General features: G+C 58.9%; 25 protein-coding genes. 18 read left to right on the top strand and 7 right to left on the bottom strand.

Going from position 1 to position 25,877, the window contains the following annotated elements; all coding sequences use genetic code 11:
• Window positions 1-102: 102 nt before the first annotated feature.
• Both uspF and ACOTXT_RS15095 read right to left on the bottom strand, forming a co-directional pair.
• Window positions 103-537 (bottom strand): universal stress protein UspF, encoded by a 435-nt coding sequence (uspF, locus tag ACOTXT_RS15100; RefSeq protein ID WP_023344035.1) that lies wholly within the window; start codon window positions 535-537, stop codon window positions 103-105.
• Window positions 538-782: 245 nt separating this feature from the next.
• On the bottom strand, window positions 783-1,454 hold the full coding sequence (locus ACOTXT_RS15095; RefSeq protein WP_045414930.1) for an MgtC family protein: 672 nt from the start codon (window positions 1,452-1,454) through the stop codon (window positions 783-785).
• Between the two features lie 454 nt (window positions 1,455-1,908).
• Here ACOTXT_RS15095 and ACOTXT_RS15090 point away from each other — a divergent pair, with 454 nt between their 5' ends.
• The gene (locus ACOTXT_RS15090; protein WP_333164848.1) at window positions 1,909-3,114 is read left to right on the top strand and encodes an MFS transporter; all 1,206 of its coding nucleotides are present in this window, start codon (window positions 1,909-1,911) and stop codon (window positions 3,112-3,114) included.
• A gap of 20 nt (window positions 3,115-3,134) precedes the next feature.
• Here the strand turns inward: ACOTXT_RS15090 and ACOTXT_RS15085 are convergent, their stop codons facing one another.
• Window positions 3,135-4,124: a 2-hydroxyacid dehydrogenase gene (locus ACOTXT_RS15085; RefSeq protein ID WP_008502392.1), complete on the bottom strand. Its 990-nt coding sequence runs from the start codon at window positions 4,122-4,124 to the stop codon at window positions 3,135-3,137.
• A gap of 364 nt (window positions 4,125-4,488) precedes the next feature.
• Here ACOTXT_RS15085 and ACOTXT_RS15080 point away from each other — a divergent pair, with 364 nt between their 5' ends.
• The 5 genes from ACOTXT_RS15080 (at window position 4,489) to ACOTXT_RS15060 (ending at window position 8,937) form a co-directional block, all read left to right on the top strand.
• Window positions 4,489-5,244 carry a DUF4225 domain-containing protein gene (locus ACOTXT_RS15080; RefSeq protein WP_023327356.1) on the top strand — a complete coding sequence of 252 codons (756 nt, stop codon included), beginning with the start codon at window positions 4,489-4,491 and terminating at the stop codon, window positions 5,242-5,244.
• A 2-nt stretch (window positions 5,245-5,246) separates the two neighbouring features.
• Window positions 5,247-5,570 (top strand): hypothetical protein, encoded by a 324-nt coding sequence (locus ACOTXT_RS15075; protein ID WP_008502390.1) that lies wholly within the window; start codon window positions 5,247-5,249, stop codon window positions 5,568-5,570.
• Between the two features lie 214 nt (window positions 5,571-5,784).
• The gene (locus ACOTXT_RS15070; RefSeq protein WP_333164851.1) at window positions 5,785-8,424 is read left to right on the top strand and encodes a YdbH family protein; all 2,640 of its coding nucleotides are present in this window, start codon (window positions 5,785-5,787) and stop codon (window positions 8,422-8,424) included.
• On the top strand, window positions 8,421-8,612 hold the full coding sequence (locus tag ACOTXT_RS15065) for a YnbE family lipoprotein (protein WP_008502388.1): 192 nt from the start codon (window positions 8,421-8,423) through the stop codon (window positions 8,610-8,612). The genes ACOTXT_RS15070 and ACOTXT_RS15065 overlap by 4 nt, the downstream gene beginning before the upstream one ends.
• Window positions 8,613-8,619: 7 nt before the next feature.
• Window positions 8,620-8,937, top strand: coding sequence for a YdbL family protein (locus ACOTXT_RS15060; RefSeq protein ID WP_023327360.1), 318 nt, complete (start codon window positions 8,620-8,622; stop codon window positions 8,935-8,937).
• Here the strand turns inward: ACOTXT_RS15060 and feaR are convergent, their stop codons facing one another.
• On the bottom strand, window positions 8,938-9,846 hold the full coding sequence (feaR, locus tag ACOTXT_RS15055; protein ID WP_008502386.1) for a transcriptional regulator FeaR: 909 nt from the start codon (window positions 9,844-9,846) through the stop codon (window positions 8,938-8,940).
• Window positions 9,847-10,087: 241 nt separating this feature from the next.
• Between feaR and ACOTXT_RS15050 the strand changes: the two genes are divergently transcribed.
• Window positions 10,088-11,587, top strand: a complete 1,500-nt coding sequence (locus ACOTXT_RS15050) for an aldehyde dehydrogenase family protein (protein WP_421625336.1) — start codon at window positions 10,088-10,090, stop codon at window positions 11,585-11,587.
• Between the two features lie 88 nt (window positions 11,588-11,675).
• Here the strand turns inward: ACOTXT_RS15050 and ACOTXT_RS15045 are convergent, their stop codons facing one another.
• The 3 genes from ACOTXT_RS15045 to paaZ all read right to left on the bottom strand — a co-directional run bounded on the left by ACOTXT_RS15045 (window position 11,676) and on the right by paaZ (window position 17,419).
• Complete coding sequence (locus tag ACOTXT_RS15045; RefSeq protein ID WP_023344047.1) at window positions 11,676-12,782, bottom strand: GGDEF domain-containing protein; 1,107 nt, start codon at window positions 12,780-12,782, stop codon at window positions 11,676-11,678.
• Window positions 12,783-12,900: 118 nt separating this feature from the next.
• A complete protein-coding gene (gene tynA / locus ACOTXT_RS15040; protein WP_421625335.1) occupies window positions 12,901-15,174 on the bottom strand; it encodes a primary-amine oxidase in 2,274 nt (757 codons plus the stop codon).
• A 205-nt stretch (window positions 15,175-15,379) separates the two neighbouring features.
• Entirely contained in the window at window positions 15,380-17,419 is a 2,040-nt protein-coding gene (paaZ, locus tag ACOTXT_RS15035; RefSeq protein ID WP_333164854.1) for a phenylacetic acid degradation bifunctional protein PaaZ, read from the bottom strand.
• 101 nt (window positions 17,420-17,520) lie between these two features.
• Between paaZ and ACOTXT_RS15030 the strand changes: the two genes are divergently transcribed.
• The 11 genes from ACOTXT_RS15030 to pcaF are packed head-to-tail and all read left to right on the top strand — an operon-like array spanning window position 17,521 to window position 25,871.
• The gene (locus ACOTXT_RS15030) at window positions 17,521-17,694 is read left to right on the top strand and encodes a hypothetical protein (RefSeq protein ID WP_252074638.1); all 174 of its coding nucleotides are present in this window, start codon (window positions 17,521-17,523) and stop codon (window positions 17,692-17,694) included.
• Window positions 17,695-17,704: 10 nt separating this feature from the next.
• A complete protein-coding gene (paaA, locus tag ACOTXT_RS15025) occupies window positions 17,705-18,634 on the top strand; it encodes a 1,2-phenylacetyl-CoA epoxidase subunit PaaA (protein WP_047747131.1) in 930 nt (309 codons plus the stop codon).
• A gap of 12 nt (window positions 18,635-18,646) precedes the next feature.
• Window positions 18,647-18,934, top strand: a complete 288-nt coding sequence (gene paaB, locus ACOTXT_RS15020; protein ID WP_421625334.1) for a 1,2-phenylacetyl-CoA epoxidase subunit PaaB — start codon at window positions 18,647-18,649, stop codon at window positions 18,932-18,934.
• Window positions 18,935-18,942: 8 nt separating this feature from the next.
• Window positions 18,943-19,689: a 1,2-phenylacetyl-CoA epoxidase subunit PaaC gene (gene paaC / locus ACOTXT_RS15015; RefSeq protein WP_333164857.1), complete on the top strand. Its 747-nt coding sequence runs from the start codon at window positions 18,943-18,945 to the stop codon at window positions 19,687-19,689.
• A gap of 11 nt (window positions 19,690-19,700) precedes the next feature.
• Complete coding sequence (paaD, locus tag ACOTXT_RS15010) at window positions 19,701-20,198, top strand: 1,2-phenylacetyl-CoA epoxidase subunit PaaD (RefSeq protein ID WP_333164861.1); 498 nt, start codon at window positions 19,701-19,703, stop codon at window positions 20,196-20,198.
• A 7-nt stretch (window positions 20,199-20,205) separates the two neighbouring features.
• On the top strand, window positions 20,206-21,276 hold the full coding sequence (gene paaE, locus ACOTXT_RS15005) for a 1,2-phenylacetyl-CoA epoxidase subunit PaaE (RefSeq protein ID WP_044596347.1): 1,071 nt from the start codon (window positions 20,206-20,208) through the stop codon (window positions 21,274-21,276).
• A complete protein-coding gene (gene paaF, locus ACOTXT_RS15000; protein ID WP_252454820.1) occupies window positions 21,273-22,040 on the top strand; it encodes a 2,3-dehydroadipyl-CoA hydratase PaaF in 768 nt (255 codons plus the stop codon). Before paaE ends, paaF begins: the two co-directional genes overlap by 4 nt.
• Window positions 22,040-22,828, top strand: a complete 789-nt coding sequence (gene paaG, locus ACOTXT_RS14995) for a 2-(1,2-epoxy-1,2-dihydrophenyl)acetyl-CoA isomerase PaaG (RefSeq protein ID WP_333164935.1) — start codon at window positions 22,040-22,042, stop codon at window positions 22,826-22,828. Before paaF ends, paaG begins: the two co-directional genes overlap by 1 nt.
• A 1-nt stretch (window position 22,829) precedes the next feature.
• Window positions 22,830-24,254, top strand: coding sequence for a 3-hydroxyacyl-CoA dehydrogenase PaaH (gene paaH, locus ACOTXT_RS14990; RefSeq protein WP_047748983.1), 1,425 nt, complete (start codon window positions 22,830-22,832; stop codon window positions 24,252-24,254).
• Window positions 24,244-24,666, top strand: coding sequence for a hydroxyphenylacetyl-CoA thioesterase PaaI (paaI, locus tag ACOTXT_RS14985; protein ID WP_023327372.1), 423 nt, complete (start codon window positions 24,244-24,246; stop codon window positions 24,664-24,666). The genes paaH and paaI overlap by 11 nt, the downstream gene beginning before the upstream one ends.
• The gene (pcaF, locus tag ACOTXT_RS14980) at window positions 24,666-25,871 is read left to right on the top strand and encodes a 3-oxoadipyl-CoA thiolase (RefSeq protein WP_333164869.1); all 1,206 of its coding nucleotides are present in this window, start codon (window positions 24,666-24,668) and stop codon (window positions 25,869-25,871) included. The genes paaI and pcaF overlap by 1 nt, the downstream gene beginning before the upstream one ends.
• Window positions 25,872-25,877 lie beyond the last annotated feature (6 nt).

Genomic DNA, 25,877 nt, shown 5'->3' with positions numbered 1-25,877 from the left:
GGCTGGTCAGGGATTGTAAACCTGCTCATATTCCTGTGTAGCTGTCTGTTGGGAGCGGTTCATGGTGTTGGCTTAAAAAACCGGGCGTTACGCCCGGTTTTTTTATCTTACAACCAGCACAGGGCATTTCGCATGCCGCACCACTGCCGCAGCGTTCGAACCCAACAGATACGTCGATATGTCAGGTTTGTGGGAGGCAATGATAATCAGGTCGGCGTCGATTGTGTCAGCGAGCTTAAGGATTTGATCCTTAGGCGATCCCGTCACGGCGTGAGTCTGTATCTTATCTGCAGGAATTTTGAATTGCTTAACAATCTCATCCAGTTTCGCTAAAGCAGCGTGCTGGAATTCTTTCATCTTCGGCATTTCCACGGAGTAGGCCAAACCTAACGATGAATAATAGGGAAGCGATGGAATGACAGTAAGAAAGTGGACCTTGGCCGTGTTAAGTGCGGTGTGTGCCTGAACGAACGGGATAACCATGTGCGTCAGGCTATCCTCGGAAATGTCAATGGGAACCAAAATTGAGTTGTAAATGTGTCCCTCCTGAGTGTTTTTCACACAATTCAGGGTAGATCGTTAATTTCAGCAAAACAGAGAGCAGGGTGTCATAACGGGTACAAATTTCGGTTATGTGATAGGCGTACAGTCGAACCTGTCCGTGATCTTGCCAACGTGGCGTGACAACGAACAGGGACATCCGGGGATGAATCTCTTCGCGTCACGGTCCGTTTTCTGCAAAACGGCAAAGCCTCAACCGGGCGCAATGCCCGGTATCGTGTTCATATTGCGTGGCAGCTTACGGAAGCCATAATTTTATTCCCGCCGATATTACCCATAATTAGCTCGAGTAATTTCCGGTATTCCTTACGGGTCATCACCTCGGCCCGTATTTCGGTTTTTCCTTCTGCTTGCGCCGTATCGCAATAAATGGCTTTCAGACTCAACGTCAACTCTTTCGCCATGTTGACCACACTCTGCCGCACCGCATCTTCATGCTCGTCATCACAGGTGATTTTCAGGACATAGCATTTTTCGCCTTCATGCAGCGCGGGCAGTTGATTAATCCGCTGCGCAGCTTCGCGAAGCAGGATGTTGGCGCACAGAATAATCACGCTGGCCATACCGGCATTCCAGAATTGACCTAATCCACATAGCACGCCAATTCCGGCCGAACACCACAGCGTCGCGGCGGTATTAAGACCGCGAATATTCATTCCCTCACGCATAATAACGCCAGCGCCAAGAAAGCCTATTCCGGAGACAATCTGCGCTGCAATACGCCCCGGGCTATCGGGTGACGTCGAGAGGGAACTTAGAATAAACACGGCCGCGCCCGTCGCAACCAGTGCATTGGTACGAAGCCCGGCCATACGCTGGCGCCACTGTCTTTCCGCGCCAATAATTGCGCCCAGCAGCATCGCTGCGAGCAGATGAGAGATATAAGGGAACATCAGCCTGTCGCCTGTTAACATGGTTACACGATAAGCGTCAGCGCTTCACAAAGCACAGTATGACGCCGTTAAAACGCAAAGCATGTCAGCGCGAGGGCGGCGGAAAGAGTGAATGATTAAACATGAACATCGCGATGCTCCACAAATTTGGTCGTTCTTAATGTATTGGGATGCAATCACGTCAAGAGGATTGCTGCCCACCGTTAAGGTAAGCAGCGAGAAAATCGCGTCAGCTTACCTTCGTATCAACGATAAAATGGCTTTCCAACGAAGGACTCCTGTGAAAATTTTTGCCAGTATAAGCAGGCGCAATAATGAGTAAAGTAAAAAAACAGCGCCCTTGATGTATTGTTTAAGTTTGCAGGGAATATTTTTCAGACGTCATCTGATTTTCAAAAATACCCGGTATACTGCATTTTGCTTATTTCAGGCAATAACAGGCAAGGCAGGAAGTATGTCTCTTCGTTCGCTGCGGGCGTTATGCCTGACAAGTTTTTTCATTGCTGATGTTCGTGATGGTCTGGGGCCTTTTCTCGGTATTTTCCTGACCGAACGCCACTGGACCCCTGATGATATCGGCATCCTGATGACGGCCGGCGGGCTGGCGGGGTTACTGGCCACGCTGCCGGCGGGATTCATCACCGACACCTCCCGCAACAAGCGCGCTGTGCTCGCGCTTCTGTGCATTCTGATCACGCTCAGCACGCTTCTGCTCTGGTTTAGCCAGCAGAGCGGCGTTGTCGCCGTGTCGCAAGTCGTCACCGGTATCTGTGCGGCATTTGTCGGGCCGTTAATCGCCGGGATTACGCTGGGGTTGACTGGGCAGGGCGGGTTCAGCGCGCAGATGGGCAGAAACGAGGCGTTCAATCACGGCGGCAACTTTGTCACCGCGCTCATTGCGGGCGGCATTGCGTGGTACTGGGGCGTGGGCGGGATTTTCCTGCTGATGACCAGCACCACGCTGCTAACGCTGTGTGCGCTGCTTGCCATTCGCAACAGCGATATCGATAACGACGCGGCGCGCGGGCTGTCCTCTTCAGCGAGCCTGCCGGTCCCCGGTTTTGCGGTGCTGATGAAAAACCGGGCGCTGTTTGTGACCGGGTTGACGCTGCTGCTGTTCCACCTGGCGAACGCCGCGCTGCTGCCGATGCTGAGCATGAGGGTGGCCGCCGCGCCCGCCTCGATCAACCCCGGTTTGTACGCGGCGGGCACCGTTATCATCTCCCAGGCCGTGATGATCCCCGTCGCCATCTGGGCCTCGCGCCGGATCGAACACTATGGCTACTGGCGCTTGATTATGTTGGCGCTGCTGGTTATGCCGGTGCGTGCGGCGCTGGCGGCATCCACGGATGCGCCGTTAATGATGATCCCGGTACAAATTCTCGACGGCCTGGCCGCCGGGATCCTGGGTGTCGTCGTACCGTCGTTTATTGTGGTGCTGCTGCGCGGAAGCGGGCACGTCAATGCCGGGCAGAGCGTGGTGATGTTGATGCAGGGAGTAGGGGCATCCATGAGTCCGGCATTAACCGGGACGATCGCAGGTCATTACTCGTTTGCGACGGCATTCAGTGTCCTGAGCGCGATTGCGCTGGCTGCCGTCCTGCTCTGGTGGCGCGTTGCGCACCGGAGCTGGGAAACAAACGCGCCGGGTGAGGCTTAGCCGCCCACCCGGCGTAGCACTTAAGCCAGCTCGTTAGGGCACGCTTCGCCCTTTTCCAGCTGCTGCAGGTTCCCCAGCGTGGTTTCAGAAATGCTGATCAGCGCTTCGGCCGTCAGAAACGCCTGGTGACCGGTAAACAGCACGTTATGGCAGGCAGAGAGGCGACGGAACACGTCGTCCTGGATGACGTCATTAGACTTGTCTTCAAAGAACAGATCGCGTTCGTTCTCATACACGTCCATCCCCAGCGCGCCAATCTTCTGGGTCTTCAGGGCTTCGATAGCAGCCTGAGAATCAACCAGCCCGCCGCGGCTGGTGTTGATGATCATCACGCCATCCTTCATCTGGTCAAACGCCGCCTGGTTAAGCAGGTGATAGTTTTCCGGAGTCAGCGGACAGTGCAGGGAAATCACGTCGGACTGCGAGAACAGGGTCGGCAGGTCGACGTACTCCACGCCCAGATCCAGCGCTGCGGCGCTTGGGTACGGATCGAATGCCAGCAGACGCATGCCAAAGCCTTTCAGAATGCGCAGGGCAGCCACGCCAATTTTACCGGTGCCGATTACGCCAGCGGTTTTGCCGTACATGGTAAAGCCGGTCAGCCCTTCCAGCGAGAAGTTGGCGTCACGGGTGCGCTGATAAGCGCGGTGAATACGACGGTTGAGGGACATCATCATGCCAATCGCATGTTCAGCCACCGCTTCCGGGGAGTACGCCGGAACGCGCACCACCTTCAGACCCAGCTCTTTTGCCGCGTCGAGGTCCACATTGTTGAAGCCCGCACAGCGCAGGGCGATGTACTTCACCCCCTGTTTTTTCAACTCTTCCAGCACCGGGCGACTGCCGTCATCGTTTACGAAAATGCAGACGCCTTCACAGCCGTGCGCCGTTTTGGCGGTTTTTTCGGACAGCAGAAAGTCGAAAAATTCAAGCTCAAACCCGTAAGCCTCGTTAACATGTTGCAGATACTTTTTGTCGTACTGCTTTGTGCTGTATACCGCGAGTTTCATAAGACTTTCTCCAGTGATTTTGCATTCACGTTAGCATGATTAAAATTATCTTACAATTTCTAAAATATTATTGAATTCAATAAGTTCTATCAATTATTCTAGAGCATATGTGCACCCTAACTCCATGATATTCATATCCACCGATTTCTTAAGCGGGACTGACACCAGCGACATGTCTGCTTGTTTTACTCTAAGGGGGCTATGGGGGAGACTAAAGTCACAACAAGTGCGTATGTTTGGGTAAGTGGTTTCCCAATGCTTGAAAATGTGACTACCTTTAGCTGTTAAAATGACGTAGCTCTTTGAATGTCCTAACATCGAAGGTAGTATTATTACTATCATTTTAAAATGACAGGGAGACCGAATGTACAACCATAATCGGGATAAAAGTCATTTCGAAGAGAAAGTCTTAGAGATTGAAAATCTTGCGCAGCGAATTGCCACAAAGCATTTGCTTTATGGTACCGCTGGTATGTTTTTTGAAACTCAACAACTTGTTGCTCACCTGAGAAGGGAGATCGAGTCGCATTGCTTGACCTGGTCAGGCGGGATTCAATTACTTGATGAACAGATACATCATCTTAAGGAACAGGATGATTTACTCACCTTCAATAAAGCTAAGTTATTTATTGTTGTTGAAAAAAACCGAACAACAACGACGACTTTAGCGCTTAAACAGATCGGTTTCGTTGCCGGTGGGGCGCAAGTGTATGGGGGCGCTAGTTTATGCGTCGGTTCGCTGGGTCTGGCCTGTGCTGCGTATGGTGCACCTATGATTACTCATGGGCTAAACAACATGTATGAAAATGGATACTATCTTCTTTATCGTGAAGATCGGTCTGGCACGCTAAGAGATGCTTATCGTTACGTAGCAGCGAAACTCGGCTATGGGAATAATGAAGCTGATATTGTCTATGGAGTAGTTGATATCTCTTTATCAGCCTATGGCGCGGGCAGGAGAGTACTGGCTCCCCGAGAAAAATCCTGGAGTCTGTTTCGCAACATTGAATCTGATTATATCAGAGGATGGCAAGAGGCTTCTAAAACAGCGATGGCTCTGGATTTAACAAGTGGAAGCGTCACAGGTTGGCAGATGTACCAGATAGCTAAAGAGAATTAATTATGTCGGAACAATTCGAGTTGTCATTAACCCCACCGATTCTACCTGCCGTATGCTATTTTATTGTATCTATTGTCGTTTTTTTCTTGTTGTACCTCGGGAAACTCAAGGTCAACAGGCTTCATAAATATCCTCTGTTCATTGCCTATACGCTATTTGTGATAGCCATCGCAGCCATTCAAATTAACGTTTTTGCCAACGGCTATGAGTTTGTTAGCGGTTTTTTACATATTGATTTTGATCCCTGGCGGTACGACTCGGTGTATTGGGGGTCATTGATATTCGCCATGCTTTACCTGCTGGCAATGCCACGGAATAGGTATTAATGTCGCAAATCTGCTCTGCGATTATTCTTGAACTTATGCGTAACCAATTGAACCGAAACTTTATTCTTTAGGTTACGCATAGCAAAAAAATTACCGCTTACTATTACAGCATCTATTCTTAACTTGGCGTCAACTTCAACTCAACCGCTAAACATGCGACAATGATCGGCACTGCCGGCTTAATTCTTTCGCTAAATCAGGATATTAACTGCCCATGAAGGGTAAATACAAAGCCGCTCTTGCGCTTTTACTGCTGTTCATATTGTTGCCGCTGACGCTGCTGATGACGCTCGCTCAGTGGGTACCGACGCTCGCCGGGATCTGGCTTCCCGTCGGGACGCGCATCGCGTTCGAAGAGAGTCCGAAACTGACTCGCCGCGCGCTGGTGATCCCCGATCTTCGCTATCTGGTGGAAGACTGCGAAATTGCCCGCATCGATAACGTGACGCTGTCACACCCCAGCCGCTGGAAGCTGGATATCGGCGCGCTGGATCTTAACACCGTCTGCCTGAGCAAAATTCCCCAGTCGGCGCCCTCAACGGTCGCCCCGAAAACGCTGGCACAATGGCAGGCTGTGTTACCCAATACCTGGCTCACGATTCACCGCCTGACGCTGTCGCCCTGGCAGCAGTGGCAGGGCGAGCTGCAGGCGTCGCTAACCCCCTCCAGCCAGGAGATCGCCTATAAAGGTGAGCAGGTCAGCATTAAAGGCACGCTTCGCGGTCAGACGCTCTCGGTCAGCCAGTTCGATGTTCAGCTCCCGGATCAGCCGCAGCCGATTAAGCTGGTGGGCGAGTTTACCCTGCCGCTGGTGCCGGACGGCGTGCCGGTGAAAGGCCACGCGGTGGCGACCTTTAACGTGCCACAGTTAACGTCTCTGGTCGATGCCGATCTCGACTGGGAAGACAATCAGGGACAGCTGGTGGTGATGGCGAGAGACAACCCCGATCCGCTTCTCGACCTGCCGTGGCAGATCACGGCGCAACAGCTCAACATCAGCGACGGGCGCTGGAACTGGGATCTCTCGGGTATGCCGCTGAGCGGACGGGTGTCCCTTCGCGCCGACAACTGGCAGCAGGGGCTGGAGAAAGCCACCCTGACCGGACGACTGAACGTCTTGACGCAAGGCGATGCGGGTAAAGGCAACGCGGTACTGAATATTGGGCCCGGCAGGCTCAGCATGGAAAACAGCGACATGCCCCTGCACCTGAGCGGCGAGGCGAAGCAAAACGATCTCATTCTTTACGCCAAGTTACCGGCAAAACTGACCGGCAGCCTGTATGAACCGCAGCTCGCCTTTGAGCCGGGCGCGCTGCTTCGCTCGCGCGGGCGCATCATTGACTCGCTCGATATCGATGAAATCCGCTGGCCGCTGGCGGGCGTGAAGCTCACCCGGAAGGGGGTGGACGGTCGTTTACAGGCGATTCTGCGCGCCCATGAAAACGAGATGGGCGATTTTGAACTCCACCTGGACGGTCAGGCCAACGACTTTTTACCCGATAACGGCCTGTGGCAGTGGCGCTACTGGGGCAAAGGCGGCTTTACGCCGATGCATGCCCGCTGGGATGTCGCCGGGAAAGGCGAGTGGCGCGACAACCTTATTGAGCTGACGGCGCTCTCCACCGGCTTTGACAAGCTTCAGTACGGTACGATGGAGGTCAGCACGCCGCGTCTGGTGCTTGATCGGCCTGTACGCTGGCTGCGCGATGCCGAAAAACCAACCTTCAGTGGGGCGTTGTCGCTCAACGCAGGGCAAACCCGTTTCTCCGGCGGCAGCGTGTTGCCGCCCTCGGTCCTGACCTTCAGCGTCGACGGCACCGACCCGACGATTTTTCAGTTTAAGGGTGACCTCCATGCGGACAACATCGGCCCGGTACAGGTGAACGGACGCTGGGATGGCGTGCGCCTTCGCGGGCAGGCCTGGTGGCCGAAACAGTCCCTCACCGTATTCCAGCCGCTTATTCCGCCGGACTGGAAAATGACGCTGCGCGACGGGGAGCTTTATGCGCAGGTCGCCTTCTCGGCGGCGGCCGATCAGGGCTTTGAAGCGGGCGGGCATGGGGTGCTGAAATCCGGCAGCGCCTGGATGCCCGACAACCAGATTAACGGCGTCGATTTTGTGCTGCCGTTCCGCTTCAGCGAGGGCACCTGGTCTCTGGGCACGCGCGGTCCGGTCACGTTGCGCATCGGTGAAGTGGTAAACCTGGTGACCGCGCGCAACATTACTGCGGATTTACAGGGCGATTATCCCTGGACGGAGGACAATCCGCTGCTGCTCACCAACGTGAAGGTGGAAACCCTCGGCGGGAAGATCACCATGCAGCAGCTGCGAATGCCGCAGCACGATCCGGCCCTGCTGCGGGTGGACAATATCTCCTCGAGCGAGCTGATTAGCGCCGTCAATCCGAAACAGTTCGCCATGTCGGGGCCGGTCAGCGGGGCGCTGCCGTTCTGGCTGGACAACGAAAAATGGATCATTAAGGATGGCTGGCTGACCAACCCGGGGCCAATGACGCTTCGCATCGACAAAGATACGGCCGACGCCATCGTGAAAGACAATATGGTCGCGGGCGCCGCGATTAACTGGCTCCGCTACATGGAAATTTCGCGTTCGTGGACGAGAATCAATTTAGATAATCTGGGTGAATTAACCATGCAGGCGACCATCAAGGGGACCAGCCGGGTCGATGGCAAAAGCAGCTCCGTCAACCTGAACTATACCCATGACGAGAATGTCTTTACCCTCTGGCGCAGCCTGCGTTTTGGAGACAACCTGCAAACCTGGTTTGAGCAACACGCGGCGATACCCGGTCTCCGCAGTTCGACTGGCAAGGAAAGTGAGGAACAACAATGAAAAAGATGGCTGGTGCGCTCACCGTTGCCGTTGCCGCGCTACTGTCCGGCTGTACGCCGCGCATTGAAGTCGCTGCGCCAAAGGAGCCGATTACCATCAACATGAATGTCAAAATCGAACATGAGATCCACATTAAGGTCGATAAAGACGTTGAAACCCTGCTGAAATCGCGCAGCGATCTGTTCTGAGGATGCCATGAAACGAGTAGCTCTGATTTTGCTGGCGCTGGGGATGAACGTACAGGCGGCTACGCTCGCCCTCAACGATGCCCGGGCCCAGGGGCGCGTGGGGGAAACCCTCAGCGGTTATCTGGCTCCGATTCAACAGGATGCCGAAACGCTGGCGCTGGTCAATCGCATCAACGCGGCGCGCACGGAAAGCTACCAGAAGCTGGCTGACAGCAATAATTTGCCGGTCGATGAAGTGGCCAAAATGGCAGGGCAAAAACTGGTTGCCCGCGCCCAGCCGGGCGAGTATGTGAAGGGCATTAACGGAAAATGGCTGAAAAAATAGCTAGCGGTAGCGCCTGCGGTATTCACCCGGCGAAACGCCAAAGCGCTGCTTAAACGCCGTTGAAAAATGGCTATGGTCGGTGAACCCCCAGCTGTAGCCAATGCCCGCCAGCTTTTCGTCATCACCGGCTGCGCGCAGCACCTCCGCGCAGCGATCCAGGCGGCGGTTTTTAATGTACTGCGCGACCACCAGCCCCTTCTCGGCAAACATACGATAGAGGCTGCGCACGGACATACCACTTTCGGCGGCAATCCATTCCGGGCGCAGCGATTCAGACTGAATATGGTCGTCAATCAGCGCCACCACATGCTGGAACTGGCGCTCCTTACGCGGCTGAATGATTTCGCGCTGCTGGAAAGCGGGGCGCAGCAGGCAGATCATCGCTTCGAGCGCCGCTTCACTCTCCCGGTCACTCAGGCTGGCATTGCTCATGCTCTCCATCAACAGGCGATGGCTCAGCTGCACCGTGGGCAGCGTGCGGGAAAGAGCGGTGGCGCAGCTTATCTCCTGAAAACGGCACTGCTGCTCAATAATCTGACGGGGAACCAGGAGCGAAATCTGGCGGGATTTTTCCTGCCAGTTGATCGAGCAGGGGCGTGAGGCGTCAATCAGCGTGATATCCCCGGTTCTGAGTACCGCGCGACGGTCATCCTGCTCAATCTCCGCGCTGCCTTCGAGCTGAAACACGGTATAGAACCAGGCATCGTTACTCTGTTTGATCTCCTCACGGGAGCGGAACAGGTTGACACCGCCAGCGGTGACGGTGCTGAGCTTCAGGCTGCGCGCATAGCTGGTCTCCAGCTCGCCGTAGAATCTGCCCCCGGTGGGCTGCGCGTTAAAACGCCCGCAAACCTGGTTAATTTGCGCCAGCCACTGCTGATACTGTTCCTGCTCGCTTGCACACGCCATCGTTTCTCTCACTGCACCGTCAACGTTTTCGCATTGTTGCATTTGTGTTGCATTTTGTCAGAGCTATGAGGCTGACTATAGGAAAGAACACTCACCGGTAACAGCGATATAAGCGCCAATTATCGCGATTTGCGGCGCCTGTCACAGGTGGCAAAGCGAATGTCACAGAGACAAAAGCGAGAATGCAAAACCCCTCTTAGACTGGATGAACACCCTGCGAAGAATAACGAAGGAGTATCCTATGTCTGAATCACTGGTGGCTATTCAGCCTGCCGTGCAACAATTTTTAGACCGACAGCATGGCCTGTGGATTGAAGGGCGTCAGGCCGCGTCGGACAGTGAAAAGCGGCTTAATGTCTACAACCCGGCCACGGGCGAGGTGATTGCCTCAACTGCCGATGCCAGCGTCGACGACGTTGATCGTGCCGTCATGTCCGGCTGGCGCGCCTTTGTGGCCCGTACCTGGGCCGGAAAGCTCCCGGCGGAGCGCGAGCGGATCCTGCTCCATTTCGCCGATCTCGTCGAACAGCACGGCGAGGAGCTGGCTCAGCTTGAAACGCTGGAGCAGGGCAAGTCCATCAACATCTCCCGTGCCTTTGAAGTCGGCTGCACCCTGAACTGGATGCGCTATACCGCCGGGCTGACCACCAAAATTGCGGGCAAAACCCTCGATCTCTCCATCCCGCTACCGCAGGGGGCACGCTATCAGGCGTGGACGCGTAAAGAGCCGGCTGGCGTGGTGGCCGGAATTGTGCCCTGGAACTTCCCGCTGATGATTGGCATGTGGAAAGTGATGCCAGCGCTGGCCGCGGGCTGCTCTATCGTCATTAAGCCGTCGGAAACCACGCCGCTGACCCTGCTGCGCGTGGCGGAACTCGCCAGTGAAGCGGGCATCCCGGACGGGGTGTTCAATGTGGTGACCGGCAGCGGCGCGGTGTGTGGCGCAGCGCTGACCTCGCACCCGCATATCGCGAAGGTGAGCTTTACCGGCTCAACGGCGACGGGTAAGCAAATTGCCCGCGCGGCGGCGGATACGCTCACCGGCGTGACCCTGGAGCTCGGCGGGAAAAACCCGGCAATTGTACTCAAGGATGCGGACCCGGCGTGGGTGATCGAAGGCCTGATGACCGGCAGCTTCCTGAACCAGGGGCAGGTGTGCGCGGCCAGCTCGCGTATCTACATAGAGGCGCCGCTGTTTGACACGCTGGTCGGCGGGTTCGAACAGGCGGTGAAATCCCTGAGCGTCGGGCCGGGCATGTCGCCGGAGGCCTTTATCAACCCGCTGGTGTCGCGTGCGCACTGCGACAAGGTGCAGTCCTTCCTTGATGAGGCGACGTCGCGCAACGCGGAGCTGATCGTCGGTAACCGTGGTCCGGAGGGCAAAGGCTATTACGTGTCGCCGACGCTGGTGGTGAACCCGGATGCCTCGCTGCGGCTCACCCGCGAAGAAGTATTCGGTCCGGTGGTCAACCTGGTACGCGTCGCCGACGGGGAAGAGGCGCTCCAGCTGGCAAACGACACCGAATATGGCCTGACGGCCAGCGTCTGGACGCAGAATATCAGCAAGGCGCTGGAGTACACCGACAGGCTGCAGGCGGGCACCGTGTGGGTGAACAGCCATACGCTGATCGACGCCAACCTGCCGTTCGGCGGGATGAAGCAGTCCGGGACAGGGCGTGACTTCGGTCCGGACTGGCTGGACGGCTGGTGTGAAACCAAGTCGGTGTGCGTGCGGTATTAAAAAGCAAGCCGGGTGACGGCTACGCCTTACCCGGCCTACAACGACTCGAACCGTAGGCCGGGTAAGCGCAGCGCCACCCGGCTTTTATCTACAGCGACCACCGATCCCGCCCGGCCTCTTTCGCCCGATACAGCGCCGCATCGGCGCGGGCGATAATCTCGGTGCCCGCGAGTCCCCCCGCCATCCCCGCAATCCCCATGCTCACGGTGACATGGTCGCTGACCGTCGAGGCGCCGTGCGGTATGGCCTCTGCGCGAAGGCCGTCCTGGATACGCAGGGCGACCTTTTCAGCGATGTTCTCCGGGCAATTAAACAGAATCACCAGAAACTCTTCGCCGCCGTAGCGTGACACCACATCCTCAGGTGTGCGCACCGACTGCTTAAGCACGCGCGCCACGCGCGTCAGACAGTCGTCACCCGCCTGGTGCCCGTAGGTGTCGTTGTAGCGCTTGAAGTAGTCGATATCCAGCATAATCAGCGAGAAGGGCTTCTTCTGCTCAACCGCGTTCTCCAGCACCACCTCCATTTTCCGTCGATTGGCGGTTTTGGTTAACGGGTCCTGATGCGCCAGCGCATCCAGCCGCGAAATCAGCAGCTGATTCTGCTGGTTACGTCGCCAGGCTTCGTCAAACCAGCTCAGCAGAATAAAACGCCCGCAGATCAGGATCAGCGTAAAGACGCTCCAGATAACAACGAAGTGAAGGTTGAGACCATCGTTTCGTATCCAGCTTGCTATCGGCAGGGTGATCCAGAGCGGGAGCACAAAGGCAAGCAGCCCTTCAGGGTAAAAATAGAGCGCCGTCAAACCGGCGAGTAACAGAATAACGCACAGCGGCCAGACGTGCGGCAGCAGCAGCTGGGTGATAAACCAGAAGCAGGAGACCGACCAGATGGCGCTGCAGATAAACAACACCACGCTGATGCCGGCGATGCGCCGCCAGGCCATAAGGATCAGCGCAGCCGAGAGGATGATAATACCGAGCATGGAGGCATCGACGATTCTCGTCAGCTGCGGCGAGTGGGGATAAAGAGGATCGCTGGCCTTAAGCAGAACGTGTCGCAGCAGAATCATCACCGCGAAGCTGATATTGACGAAGGCCAGCCACGGCAGGTTCATCGCCAGTCCATGCATGACCATGGCCTGGCGCGTTGGCCAGGTTGCCCGTTCCAGCGTCGGTTTTTTTCTTTTTTCCATAAAGCCCTTTCCCGTCCGGGGGATAAATCATGCAGGTGAGATATCAGTAACTATAAGCAAGCCAGGACGATCCTCAAACGCCAGGGCAAAAAAAACCGGGCAATTGCCCGGCGGATGGTTATTTTTCGTCTTTTTTCTTCCCGAGCGTTGGCGTCTCGTCGAAGAAATTCCACGGTTTAAGCAGGGTATGCACCCATTCCGTCGGCATGATCGGCCACTCCTCCGCGCGCGCCACGTGGGTGGTGCCGGTGGTCATCCAGACCACGTCATCCTGATCGTTCAGCGACTCGTTATCCTTGCTGTACTGCCCAAGGCCCGTGTCGTGGATGGAGCGGTTCGGGAATTTCCCTTCCGGGTAGAGCTCATCCGGATGATAACGGGTCACCCACAGCTGTTTGTCCATAAAGCTCAGGCGATGGTAGATCCACTCGTCCGGCGCGAATTTCGCGCCGGTCGCCACCGGGTGCGTGCCCCCCGCGTAAGGGATAATCTGGTATGAGACCGGGTTGCCCATGCGGTTCTCTTTACTGGTGTTGCTCAGCAGTCGAATCGTGCCCGGGTCGAACTTCTGTGCCGCCTGCTGCTCGGTATCAATATCGTACTGATTAATCTGCATGGTGCTGGTGCGCGGGCCCCCGGCGGTATTCGGCTTCACTTCCGGATCCATGGCCACCAGCTTGTTGTTGATGCCGTCCACGTCCATATCAAGACGGAAGTTGTAGATGTGCTGGTGCGTGGTGCCCACGATGTTGTGGTCGATCAGCGTACCGTATTTAGTGTCATCTTTGGCGGTGGCGTCGTGCATGGTTTTCGCCTGAACGCCTTTCACCGCCTCGATACCCGTCGCGCCGGCATCAATGCCGATGGTGCCATTTTCATGAAACACCCAGTCGAAGATGTAATCGTAGTTGCCCACGGTACTCACCCAGCGCACTACCAGTTCGCGGCGCTCGGTGCTGACGTTAGGCTGGCCCATCTCCTGATGCTTATATTCCGGCCCCGCGTAGCGTTCGAAAATCGCTATCGCGCGCGGGATCTCCATCGGCGCGCCGGTGTAATCCGGGATGGTTTCGTTGAGCATCACCGCGTTGGACGGCACGTCTTTACCGCGCACCAGCGGCGAGGTCAGGGTGCCCATGCCGTAGTCGCCGGAATCAAGATAGGCCTTGAAGTACCAGCCCACGTCCGGATCGCCGTAAGGAACGATCATGCCGCCGAGCGACCCCTGATACATAATCTGACGCTTTTTGCCGTTGTCGTTATACGTGACGGTCGAAATCATCGGGCCGACGCGGGAGTCCAGGCTCAGGTGGAAATCCCAGTTCTGCCAGTGCACCATATCGCCGGTAATGGTGTAGTTCTTGCCTTCCGGCTCAATGATGTCGAGCGGTTTTTTCGGCGTCTCTATACGGTCGCGGCCATCGTAGGGGCGCGGCGTCATCGGAACCGGAACAACGGCACCTTCCTCAATCTTCTGGATCTTTTTCTGTTCAAGATCGACCACGGCCACCAGGTTTTCAATCGGGTGCGCCCAGTAGTTGCCGTCGCCGACGTCGAGATAGCTCACCACCTTCAGCAGGCGATCTTCCTGCTTCAGACCGTCTTTACCGTCGAAATAGCCCACGGTCAGCGGCGTGGTAATCACTTTTTTCGGGTCGGTGATGCCGTGTTTTTTAAGCACCTCGGCAAACTCCGTGCTCTCGTTAACGATCTGCTGCACCGCAGTGAAATCATCCAGCAGCACCATGCCGTGCGCGTCTTTCACCGGCTCCCAGCGCAGGATTTTTTTATCCTTCAGATCCACCAGGCTTTCGATAACGTGCTTCCCATCGAGCATCACAATCTTTGCCTGACGCGGGGCATCCACAGCCGTACCGTTAAGCACAAAGTCCCACACTTTGGCTTTCTCTGGCTCAGCAAGGGCAATCTGGGTAAAGCGGGTATTTGGTTTAAAATCCGCCGAGGCTTTGACAATCTCAACGGCTTGCTTAATTTCGTCCGCCGTCAGCGCGTTCAGCGGGTGAGGGCGTTTTTCAACCTGGAAAGTCTGGTCAAGACCGGACTGGAAAACATCATTGATGAAGCTGTCAGAGATAAAGGCTTTCTTGCCTTTCATCACCACCGGCACCTCGAGCTTGAGGGTTTTCCCGTTGACGATGGCGGTTTTAGCGCCCGGTTTGACCTTCACAAAGGCGCCGTCTTTCGCAATCGTGAACATCTGTGCGTAATCATCCCACTGCACGTCCGCGCCAAAGTCCTTCAGTGTTTTGTCCATCGGGACCATATGCGCCTCGCTGCCGTGGGCGAAAACAGGGGATTGCCAGGCGCAACACAGCGCAACGGCCATAGCCAGCGCCGTTCTACGGGCAGAAAAAGAAGAATTGCTTCCCATCGTAGACCTCATCTTGTTGTGTTTATTGTGTTGTGACAGCCTTATCCTGACAGGCGCCTGAGAAAAGCGTTTGCCTGCATCTGCCAGATTATTTGCCAGTCTTGCCAGGTTAAAAAAAGAGCGGGGCGATGTCACACCCCGGCTGGTCGTCGTAGGCCGGGTAGGCATCGCGCCACCCGGCAGGAAAGGTGGTGAAGGGAAGGTGTCAGAAATCCCCCTGCTGGCGCGCCACCAGCGTCAGGATGGAGTAGAGCGCCACGGCCTGCTGGTGCTGGTTGAAGATCTCAACCGCCCATTCCACTACGCCGGTTGGTTTTTCCTCGGCACTGCGTTGTTTCTTCAGCGTTTTACGCTTGCAGGTCAGACGCACCTGAATGGTATCGCCCGGTTTAACCGGCTCGATAAAGCGCAGGTTTTCCATGCCGTAGTTGGCAATGACAGGCCCAACGCCCGCATCAACGAACAGCCCTGCCGCGGCGGAAATCAGGAAGTAGCCGTGCACCACGCGCTCGCCAAAGATCGACTCTGCCGCGCCGATCTTGTCCATATGGGCGTAAAAGTGGTCGCCGCTCAGGCAGGCAAAATTCACGATGTCCGCTTCCGTCAGGGTGCGGCGCGGCGTCAGCAGGCTGTCGCCCGGCTGCAGCTCCTCAAAGTATTTGCGGAACGGATGCACGCGATCTTCCTGCACCGCTGCGCCACGCACCCACTGCTTGCCGATGGCCGCCAGCATCGTCGGGCTGCCCTGAATCGCGGTGCGCTGCAGGTAGTGCTTCACCGCGCGCAGGCCGCCAAGCTCTTCGCCGCCGCCCGCACGTCCGGGACCGCCGTGCACTAGCTGTGGCAGCGGGGAACCGTGGCCGGTGGATTCTTTCGAGGCTTCCTCGTTGAGGATCTGAATACGCCCATGGGCGCGCGCCGCGCCGAGAATAAACTGGCGGGCAATGTCCAGGTCTGCGGTGACCAGCGTGCCTGCCAGGCTGCCGCCGCCCGCGCGGGCAAGCTGCATTGCGTGCTGTGCGTTGCGATACGGCATCAGGGTCGCGACCGGCCCGAAAGCCTCCGTTGCGTGGACGGCAGGGGTTTCATCCGGCTGCGGGCAGAACAGCAGGGTCGGCGGGAAGAACGCGCCCGCGGTCTGCAAATCCGCTTTGCCACCCAGGCGGACCTGGCAGCCTGCGGCGATCAGGTGATCCACTTTCTCCTGCACGTCCGCGCGCTGTTCGGCGTTGACCAGCGCGCCCATCTTTACCCCTTCCTGCGCCGGGTCGCCCACCACCACCTTTTCCAGGCGGGCAACCAGCGCCTGGCTCACGGCGTCAATCTGGCTCTGCGGGACGATAATGCGGCGAATGGCCGTACATTTCTGCCCGGCTTTGGCGGTCATCTCGCGCACCACTTCCCGAATGAACAGGGCAAATTCCGGCTGCTCCGGCGTGACGTCTTCCCCCAGCACGCAGCAGTTCAGGGAGTCGGCTTCCATCGTGAACGGAATGGCATTCGCCACAATATTCGGGTGCACGCGCAGGCTTTGCCCGGTGCTGGCGGAGCCCGTAAAGGTGACCACGTCCTGGCTGTCGAGCTGGTCCAGCAGATCGCCCGCGCCGCCGCAGATCAGGCTGATGGCGCCGTCCGGCACCAGTCCGCTTTCCACGATGGATTTCACCATCGCCTGCGTCACCTGTGCGGTGGCGGTAGCGGGTTTGATAATGGCGGGCATCCCGGCAAGCCAGGTCGGGGCCAGTTTTTCCAGCATTCCCCAGCAGGGGAAGTTAAAGGCGTTGATGTGCACCGCCACGCCGGACTTCGAGGTCAGAACGTGACGCGCGGCAAAGCCGCCTTCTTTCGACAGCGGGATCGGCTCGTCTTCCGGCCACACGGTGTCATCCGGCAGCTCGCGGCTGCCCAGGCTGGCGTAAGTGAAGAGGGTGCCGATGCCGCCTTCGATATCGACCCAGCTGTCTGCTTTCGTCGCCCCGGTCTGGGCGGACAGGGCATAAAACGTCTCTTTCTCGCTAAGCAGGTGCTTTGCCACCGCCTTCAGCATGGCTGCGCGTTCGATAAAGGTCATCGCGTGAAGCGCTTCGCCGCCGCGCTCAATCGCATAGCGACGGGCGGCCGCCATGTCCAGCCCTTCGCTGGTCACGCTCCACAGCGCTTCGCCACTGATGGCGTGATGAATAGTGCGTTCGCGGCCCCGGCCAGACTGCCAGGTGCCGTACAAGAAGCTGGCTAACTGCTGCATCGCTTATCTCCAAATGTTACGTGGTTTACCCATTAATAGTTTGATTATGAATCATAAAAATCAAGCCGAGTTTTTAATGAATTGTTAACGATGTGATCTGGATGGATGAATCACAGAATACCAAGGCCCGCTTATCAAGGCTTTCAGCAAAAGCCTTGCGAGCAGCATCACAAAACAAGGAAACAATTCTTGGGGTTATATTTAACCTTTGTGTAACTTTTAAAAAACAAAGTGATTCAACATTACGCTTTAATTTGCAAACTAACGAATCATAAAGGTGATGACGTGACGCAAGAACAACGGTTTGAGCAGCGCATAGCGCAGGAGACGGCGATTGAGCCTCAGGACTGGATGCCTGACGCCTACCGTAAGACGTTGATCCGCCAGATTGGCCAGCATGCGCACTCCGAAATTGTCGGCATGCTGCCGGAAGGGAACTGGATCGCCCGCGCCCCGACGCTGCGCCGTAAGGCAATCCTGCTGGCGAAGGTGCAGGACGAAGCCGGACACGGGCTTTACCTCTACAGCGCGGCGGAAACGCTGGGCTGCGCACGGGAAGACATCTACCAGAAGATGCTCGACGGCAAGATGAAATACTCCTCCATCTTCAACTATCCGACCCTGAGCTGGGCCGATATCGGCGTGATCGGCTGGCTGGTGGACGGCGCGGCCATCGTCAACCAGGTGGCGCTGTGCCGCACCTCCTACGGTCCGTATGCCCGCGCGATGGTGAAAATCTGTAAAGAAGAGAGCTTCCACCAGCGTCAGGGCTTTGAAGCCTGCATGGCGCTGGCGCAGGGCAGCGAGGCTCAGCGCCAGATGCTGCAGGATGCCATCAACCGCTTCTGGTGGCCCGCGCTGATGATGTTCGGGCCGAACGACGACAATTCGCCGAACAGCGCCCGCAGCCTGGCCTGGAAAATCAAACGCTTTGGCAACGACGAGCTGCGCCAGCGCTTTGTCGACAACACGGTGCCGCAGGTGGAGATGCTGGGCATGACGGTGCCCGATCCCGACCTGCATTTTGATGAAGAGAGCGGTCATTATCGCTTCGGCGAGATCGACTGGCACGAGTTTGATGAGGTCATTAACGGGCGCGGCATCTGCAACCACGAACGCCTGGCCGCGAAACGTAAAGCCTGGGAAGAGGGCGCGTGGGTGCGGGAAGCCGCGCTGGCGCACGCCGAAAAACAGCGCGCCCGTCAGGCCGCTTAAGAGGAAATAACCATGAGCAATGTCTGCTGGCCGCTGTACGAAGTGTTCGTACGCAGCAAACAGGGGTTGTCCCACCGTCACGTGGGCAGCCTGCATGCCGCCGACGATCGCATGGCGCTGGAAAATGCGCGTGATGCCTATACCCGCCGCAGCGAAGGGTGTTCTATCTGGGTGGTGAAGGCGAGCGAGATTGTCGCCTCCCAGCCGGAAGAGAGCGGCGAGTTCTTCGACCCGGCGGAAAGCAAGGTTTACCGCCACCCGACGTTCTACACGATCCCTGACGGCATCGAGCATATGTGAGGCAAAGAATGAATTCAGTGACTGCCTATGCCCTGCGTCTGGGCGACAACGGTCTGGTGCTTTCTCAGCGTCTCGGCGCCTGGTGCGGCCACGCGCCGGAGCTGGAGATCGACCTCGCGCTCGCCAATATCGGTCTCGACCTGCTGGGCCAGGCGCGCAATTTCCTGACCTATGCCGCGGAGCGGGAAGGCCAGGGCGATGAGGACACGCTGGCGTTTGGCCGCGACGAGCGCCAGTTCCGCAACGTCCTGCTGGTGGAGCAGCCGAACGGCAGCTTCGCCGACACCATTGCCCGCCAGTACCTGATGGATGCCTGGAACGTGGCGCTGTATGAACGCCTGGCCCAAAGCCGCGACGGCCAGCTTGCCGCCATTGCCGCCAAAGCGATTAAAGAGGCGCGCTACCACCTGCGCTTCAGCCGCGGCTGGCTGGTGCGGCTGGGCGACGGGACCGAAACCTCCGCGCAGAAAATGCAGCAGGCCATCGACAGCCTGTGGCGTTTTACGGCCGAGCTGTTTGACGCCGATGAGGTCGAGCTTGAGCTGATTGAGTCCGGCGTGGCGGTTGACCCGCGCCTCCTGCGCCAGCCGTGGGAAAGCGAAGTGTATGCCGGTCTGAATGAAGCCTGCCTGCAGGTGCCCGCCGAGGTGGCGTACCGCACCGGGGGCAAGCAGGGGCTGCACACCGAACATCTGGGCCCGATGCTGGCGGAAATGCAGTATCTCCAGCGCGCGTATCCCGGTCAGCAGTGGTAAAGGAGAATGCTATGCAACGCCTCGTCGACATCGCGCCCGCGCAAATCCCGCAGATCTGGGCGCTGTTAAGCCAGATCCCCGATCCGGAAGTGCCGGTGTTAACCATCACCGATTTAGGCTTGGTGCGCAGCGTGAAGGCGCAGGGTGAAGGCTGGGTTATCGGCTTCACGCCCACCTACTCGGGCTGCCCGGCGACGGAACACCTGCTGGGGGCGATCCGCGAGGCGATGACCGCGCACGGCTTTACCCCGGTGCACATTGTGCTCCAGCTTGAACCCGCCTGGACCACCGACTGGATGACCCCGGACGCGCGCGAGCGCCTGCGGGCGTACGGCATCAGTCCGCCCGTGGGGCATAGCTGTCACGCGCACGCCCCGGTGGAGGTGAGCTGCCCGCGCTGCGCCAGCACCGACACCGCGCTTATCAGTGAATTTGGCTCGACGGCCTGCAAAGCGCTCTACCGCTGCAATTCCTGCCGTGAGCCCTTCGACTATTTCAAATGTATTTGAGGCTGCCATGACAACGTTTCATTCATTAACAGTGGCAAAAGTGGAACCCGAAACCCGCGACGCGGTGACCATCACCTTTGCGGTGCCGCAGGCCCTGCAGGAGGCCTACCGCTTCCGTCCCGGCCAGCACCTGACGTTAAAAACGACGCTTGGCGGGGACGAGCTGCGCCGCTGCTACTCCATCTGCCGAAGTACCGCCCCGGGCGAAATCAGCGTGGCGGTCAAAGCGATTGAGGGCGGGCGCTTCTCCCGCTATGCCCGGGATGAGATCAAAGCGGGCATGGCGCTGGAGGTGATGGTTCCCCAGGGGCAGTTTGGCTACCAGCCCCGGGCCGAACGCGAAGGCCACTACCTGGCGATTGCGGCAGGCTCCGGGATTACCCCGATGCTGGCGATTATCTCCGCGACGCTTGTGACCGAACCCAACAGCCATTTCACCCTGATCTACGGCAACCGCAGCAGCCAGAGCATGATGTTCCGCCAGGCGCTGGCGGACCTGAAGGACAAATACCCGCAGCGGCTTCAGCTGCTCTCCATCTTCAGCCAGGAGCGGCTGGACAGCGACCTGCTCTATGGCCGCATCGACGGGGAAAAGCTGCAGGCGCTGGCGAAAACCCTGATCAACTTCCGCCAGTATGACGAGGCGTTTATCTGCGGCCCGTCTGCAATGATGGATGACGCGGAAGCCACGCTGAAGGCGCTGGGGATGCCGGAGAAATCCATTCACCTTGAGCGCTTTAACACCTCCGGAATCACCGTTAAGCGCGCGGCGCACGTGCAGGCAGAAGGCCAGAAAGTGACCGTTCGCCAGGACGGGCGCGACCGTGAAATCACCCTGACGGCGGACGACGAAAGCATTCTGGATGCCGCCCTGCGTCAGGGAGCGGATCTGCCGTATGCCTGCAAGGGCGGCGTGTGCGCCACCTGCAAATGCAAAGTGCTGCGCGGCAAGGTGGACATGGCGACCAACTACAGCCTGGAGCCGGACGAGCTGGCCGCCGGGTATGTGCTGAGCTGCCAGTCGCTGCCGTTAACCGCCGACGTGATCGTCGACTTTGACGCGAAGGGGATGGCATGAGCGAACTGATTATTACCCGTCATGGCCGCGTGCTGCAGCTGACGCTGAACCGTCCGGCGGCGCGCAACGCCCTCAACAACGCGCTGTTGACCCAGCTTGCGGAACAGCTTGAGGCCGCCGCTGTGGATGCCGACATCGCCGTCTGCGTGATTTACGGCAGCGAGCGCTGCTTTGCCGCCGGGGCCGATCTCAACGAAATGGCGGAGAAAGACCTGCCTGCCACTCTGAACGATGTTCGCCCGCAGCTGTGGGCGCGAATCAACGCGTTTCCTAAACCGCTGATCGCCGCCGTGAATGGCTTCGCGCTGGGCGCGGGCTGCGAGCTGGCGCTGCTGTGCGACGTGGTGATTGCCGGTGACAACGCCCGTTTCGGCCTGCCGGAAATCACGCTCGGCATCATGCCCGGCGCGGGCGGCACCCAGCGTCTTATCCGCAGCGTCGGGAAATCCCTGGCCAGCAAAATGGTGCTGACCGGCGAGAGCATTTCCGCCGGGCAGGCGCTGAACGCCGGGCTGGTGAGCGATGTTTTCCCGGCGGCGCTGACGCTGGAGTATGCCCTGAAGCAGGCGGCCCTGATGGCGCGCCACTCGCCGCTGGCGCTGCAGGCGGCGAAGCAGGCGCTGCGCCAGTCCCAGGAGGTGCCGCTCCAGGCCGGTCTGGCCCAGGAGCGCCAGCTGTTTACGCTGCTTTCTGCCACCGAAGACCGCCGGGAAGGCATCGACGCCTTCTTACAAAAACGCACCCCCGACTTTAAAGGACGCTAATTGTGGAATTTATTCTCAGTCATGTAGAACAGGGCGTGATGACCCTTACGCTGAACCGTCCAGAGCGTCTGAACAGCTTTAACGACGTGATGCACCAGCAGCTGGCCGAGTGCCTGAAACAGGCCGAGCGCGACGACACCGTTCGCTGCCTGCTGCTCACCGGCGCAGGACGCGGCTTCTGTGCCGGTCAGGACCTGAACGACCGCAACGTCGACCCCAACGGCCCTGCGCCGGATCTGGGCATGTCCGTTGAAACCTTCTACAACCCGCTGGTGCGCCGCCTGGCAAAGCTGCCGAAGCCGGTCATCTGTGCCGTTAACGGCGTAGCGGCGGGCGCGGGCGCCACGCTGGCGCTCGGCTGCGACATGGTGATTGCGGCGCGCTCCGCCAGCTTTGTGATGGCCTTCAGCAAGCTCGGCCTGGTGCCGGACTGCGGCGGCACCTGGCTGCTGCCGCGCGTGGCCGGACGCCCCCGCGCCATGGGGCTGGCTTTGCTCGGTGACAAGCTCAGCGCCGAACAGGCGCAGGCGTGGGGGATGATCTGGCAGGTGGTGGATGACGAACAGCTCTCCGCTACGGCGCAGCAGATGGCCCTGCATTTTGCGTCGCAGCCGACCTTCGGGCTGGGGCTGATCAAGCAGGCGATCAATGCCGCGGAAACCAACACTCTGGACGCCCAGCTCGATCTCGAGCGCGACTATCAGCGCCTGGCCGGGCGCAGCGATGACTACCGCGAGGGCGTCAGCGCTTTCCTGGCGAAGCGCGCGCCGAACTTTACGGGGAAATAAGATGCTGAATATACGGACTGTCGCCGTGATCGGCAGCGGCACGATGGGCGCCGGGATTGCCGAAGTGGCGGCCAGCCACGGTCATCCGGTGCTGATCTACGACATCTCCAGCGATGCGATATCACGCGCCATCGACGGGATCCGCCAGCGTCTGGCCTCCCGGGTAACGCGCGGAAAACTCTCTGCCGATGCCGGGAGCCAGATCCTTGCCCGGCTGCTTCCCGTCACGGATATCGAGGCGCTCTCCGCGGCCGATCTGGTGATTGAAGCGGCATCCGAGCGGCTGGAGGTAAAAAAGGCGCTGTTTGCGCAGCTGGCTGAGATCTGCCCGCCGCAGACGGTGCTGACCAGCAATACCTCTTCCATCTCCGTCACGGCGATTGCGGCGGACGTCCACCACCCGGAGCGCGTCGCAGGCCTGCACTTCTTTAACCCGGCGCCGGTGATGAAGCTGGTGGAGGTGGTCAGCGGGCTGGCGACCTCCCCGGAAGTAGCCGACGCGCTGTGCGAGCTGGCGCTGAACTGGGGCAAACAGCCCGTTCGCTGCCAGTCCACGCCGGGGTTCATCGTCAACCGCGTCGCCCGTCCGTTCTATTCCGAGGCCTGGCGCGCGCTGGAAGAGCAGGTCGCGCCGCCGGAGGTGATTGACGCCGCCCTGCGCGAAGGCGGCGGCTTCCCGATGGGGCCGCTGGAGCTGACCGACATGATTGGTCAGGACGTGAACTTTGCGGTGACCTGCTCGGTCTTTAACGCCTTCTGGCAGGAGCGTCGTTTTCTGCCTTCGCTGGTGCAGCAGGAGCTGGTGCTGGCAGGCAGGCTGGGCAAAAAGAGCGGGAAGGGCGTTTACGACTGGCAGGGTGACAAACCCGACGTGCAGTGGGTCAAGGCGGTAAACGACAGCTATAGCCCGATGCGCGTGGAAAAAAGACGTGACGGTGTCACAGAAATTGATGATGTGTACCTGATTGAAACGCAGGGTGAGACCGCGCAGGCGCTGGCGCTGCGGCTCAACGGCCCGGTGGTGGTGGTCGACCGCATTGAGCGCGACGTGGCGGTCATTGCCGCCGCGGCCAGCAATCCGCATACCGCGACGCAAAAAGCCATCCGCTACCTGCAGCAGCAGGGGCTCCGGGTAGTGCAAATTGCCGATTATCCCGGCCTGCTGATCTGGCGAACGCTGGCGATGATTGCCAACGAGGCGCTGGATGCCCTGCAAAAAGGGGTCGCCAGCGAGAAGGACATCGACACGGCCATGCGCCTGGGCGTGAACTACCCGAGCGGGCCGATCGCCTGGGGCGAGCGCCTGGGCTGGCAGCGCCTGCTGACGCTGCTGGAGAACCTGCAGCGTCATTACGGCGAAGAGCGCTATCGCCCCTGTTCACTGCTGCGCCAGCGCGCGCTTCTGGAGAGTAGCTATGAGTCATAACGCCTGGCATAACGCCCGCGCCATGTACGAACGGGACGCCTGCGCGCAGGCGATGGGGATGGACATTGTCGAGATGGACGAGGGCTACGCGGTGGTGACCATGACCATCACCCCGCAGATGCTGAATGGCCACAAAACCTGCCACGGCGGACAGCTGTTTTCGCTGGCGGACACCGCTTTTGCCTACGCCTGCAACAGCCAGGGGCTGGCGGCGGTGGCCTCCGGCTGTTCGATTGACTTTCTGCGTCCGGGCTTCGCCGGGGACACGCTCACCGCCACCGCGCGGGTGAAGCATCAGGGCAAGCTGACCGGCGTGTATGACATTGAAATCCAAAACCAACAACAAAAAACCGTCGCCCTTTTTCGCGGAAAATCTCACCGCATTGGCGGCAGCGTGACAGGAGAGGCCTGATGCGTGACGCATTTATTTGTGATGGCGTTCGAACCCCGGTGGGCCGCTACGGCGGCGCGCTTTCCGCCGTTCGAACTGACGATCTCGGCGCCGTGCCGCTGCGCGCGCTGCTGGCCCGCTACCCGCAGCTCGATCTGGAGCGGCTTGACGACGTGATTTTCGGCTGCGCCAACCAGGCGGGGGAAGATAACCGCAACGTGGCGCGCATGTCGTCGCTGCTGGCCGGGCTGCCGCAGACGGTCTCCGGCACGACGATCAACCGCCTGTGCGGGTCCGGGCTGGACGCGATTGGATTTGCCGCGCGCGCCATTAAGGCGGGCGACGGCGACCTGCTGATCGCGGGCGGGGTGGAGTCGATGTCCCGCGCGCCGTTTGTGATGGGCAAAGCCACCGCGGCGTTTCAGCGACAGGCAGAGATCTTCGATACCACCATCGGCTGGCGATTTGTGAATCCGCTCATGCATCAGCAATTCGGAACTGACAGTATGCCGGAAACGGCAGAGAATGTAGCTGAATTGTTAAATATCAGCCGTGCCGATCAGGACGCCTTCGCGCTGCGCAGCCAGCAGCGCACCGCGCAGGCGCAGCAGAACGGCATTCTGGCGCAGGAGATCGTGCCGGTGCCGGTGCCGGGGAAAAAAGGGGCGGTCAACGAGTTCAGCGAGGATGAACATCCGCGCGCCGACACCACGCTTGAGCAGCTTGCCGGGCTAAAACCGCCGTTCCGTAAGAACGGGGTGGTCACGGCGGGCAATGCCTCCGGCGTCAACGACGGCGCAGCGGCGCTGATCGTCGCCAGCGAGAAGATGGCGCTGGCGCAGGGGTTAGTCCCGCGCACGCGGATCGTGGCGATGGCGACGGCAGGCGTGGAGCCCCGTCTGATGGGGCTCGGCCCGGTACCCGCTACCCGTAAGGTGCTGGAGCGCGCCGGACTCGGTATTCACGATTTGGACGTGATCGAGCTTAACGAAGCTTTTGCCGCGCAGGCGCTGGGCGTGCTGCGTCAGCTGGGCCTGCCGGATGATGCCGCACACGTCAACCCGAACGGTGGCGCGATTGCGCTGGGCCACCCGCTGGGCATGAGCGGCGCCAGGCTGGCGCTGGCCGCGAGTAACGAACTGCACCGACGCGGCGGGCGCTACGCGCTGTGTACGATGTGCATCGGTGTGGGTCAGGGCATTGCCATGATCCTTGAGCGTGTTTGAGCATAA

Source organism: Enterobacter cloacae complex sp. IR5422 (assembly GCF_049238165.1).
In the GTDB taxonomy this organism is placed as follows: domain Bacteria; phylum Pseudomonadota; class Gammaproteobacteria; order Enterobacterales; family Enterobacteriaceae; genus Enterobacter; species Enterobacter roggenkampii.
Note: the sequence above shows the minus strand (reverse complement) of the source record. Positions and strands in the feature narration are given on the sequence as shown.

Bases quoted from the DNA above. Each gene is read 5' to 3' on its own strand.
- ACOTXT_RS15095 (WP_045414930.1), bottom strand. From the start codon at position 1,454: ATGTTCCCTTATATCTCTCATCTGCTCGCAGCGATGCTGCTGGGCGCA.
- ACOTXT_RS15090 (WP_333164848.1), top strand. From the start codon at position 1,909: ATGTCTCTTCGTTCGCTGCGGGCGTTATGCCTGACAAGTTTTTTCATT.
- ACOTXT_RS15085 (WP_008502392.1), bottom strand. From the start codon at position 4,124: ATGAAACTCGCGGTATACAGCACAAAGCAGTACGACAAAAAGTATCTG.
- ACOTXT_RS15080 (WP_023327356.1), top strand. From the start codon at position 4,489: ATGTACAACCATAATCGGGATAAAAGTCATTTCGAAGAGAAAGTCTTA.
- ACOTXT_RS15075 (WP_008502390.1), top strand. From the start codon at position 5,247: ATGTCGGAACAATTCGAGTTGTCATTAACCCCACCGATTCTACCTGCC.
- ACOTXT_RS15070 (WP_333164851.1), top strand. From the start codon at position 5,785: ATGAAGGGTAAATACAAAGCCGCTCTTGCGCTTTTACTGCTGTTCATA.
- ACOTXT_RS15065 (WP_008502388.1), top strand. From the start codon at position 8,421: ATGAAAAAGATGGCTGGTGCGCTCACCGTTGCCGTTGCCGCGCTACTG.
- ACOTXT_RS15060 (WP_023327360.1), top strand. From the start codon at position 8,620: ATGAAACGAGTAGCTCTGATTTTGCTGGCGCTGGGGATGAACGTACAG.
- feaR (WP_008502386.1), bottom strand. From the start codon at position 9,846: ATGGCGTGTGCAAGCGAGCAGGAACAGTATCAGCAGTGGCTGGCGCAA.
- ACOTXT_RS15050 (WP_421625336.1), top strand. From the start codon at position 10,088: ATGTCTGAATCACTGGTGGCTATTCAGCCTGCCGTGCAACAATTTTTA.
- ACOTXT_RS15045 (WP_023344047.1), bottom strand. From the start codon at position 12,782: ATGGAAAAAAGAAAAAAACCGACGCTGGAACGGGCAACCTGGCCAACG.
- tynA (WP_421625335.1), bottom strand. From the start codon at position 15,174: ATGGGAAGCAATTCTTCTTTTTCTGCCCGTAGAACGGCGCTGGCTATG.
- paaZ (WP_333164854.1), bottom strand. From the start codon at position 17,419: ATGCAGCAGTTAGCCAGCTTCTTGTACGGCACCTGGCAGTCTGGCCGG.
- ACOTXT_RS15030 (WP_252074638.1), top strand. From the start codon at position 17,521: ATGGATGAATCACAGAATACCAAGGCCCGCTTATCAAGGCTTTCAGCA.
- paaB (WP_421625334.1), top strand. From the start codon at position 18,647: ATGAGCAATGTCTGCTGGCCGCTGTACGAAGTGTTCGTACGCAGCAAA.
- paaC (WP_333164857.1), top strand. From the start codon at position 18,943: ATGAATTCAGTGACTGCCTATGCCCTGCGTCTGGGCGACAACGGTCTG.
- paaD (WP_333164861.1), top strand. From the start codon at position 19,701: ATGCAACGCCTCGTCGACATCGCGCCCGCGCAAATCCCGCAGATCTGG.
- paaE (WP_044596347.1), top strand. From the start codon at position 20,206: ATGACAACGTTTCATTCATTAACAGTGGCAAAAGTGGAACCCGAAACC.
- paaF (WP_252454820.1), top strand. From the start codon at position 21,273: ATGAGCGAACTGATTATTACCCGTCATGGCCGCGTGCTGCAGCTGACG.
- paaH (WP_047748983.1), top strand. From the start codon at position 22,830: ATGCTGAATATACGGACTGTCGCCGTGATCGGCAGCGGCACGATGGGC.
- paaI (WP_023327372.1), top strand. From the start codon at position 24,244: ATGAGTCATAACGCCTGGCATAACGCCCGCGCCATGTACGAACGGGAC.
- pcaF (WP_333164869.1), top strand. From the start codon at position 24,666: ATGCGTGACGCATTTATTTGTGATGGCGTTCGAACCCCGGTGGGCCGC.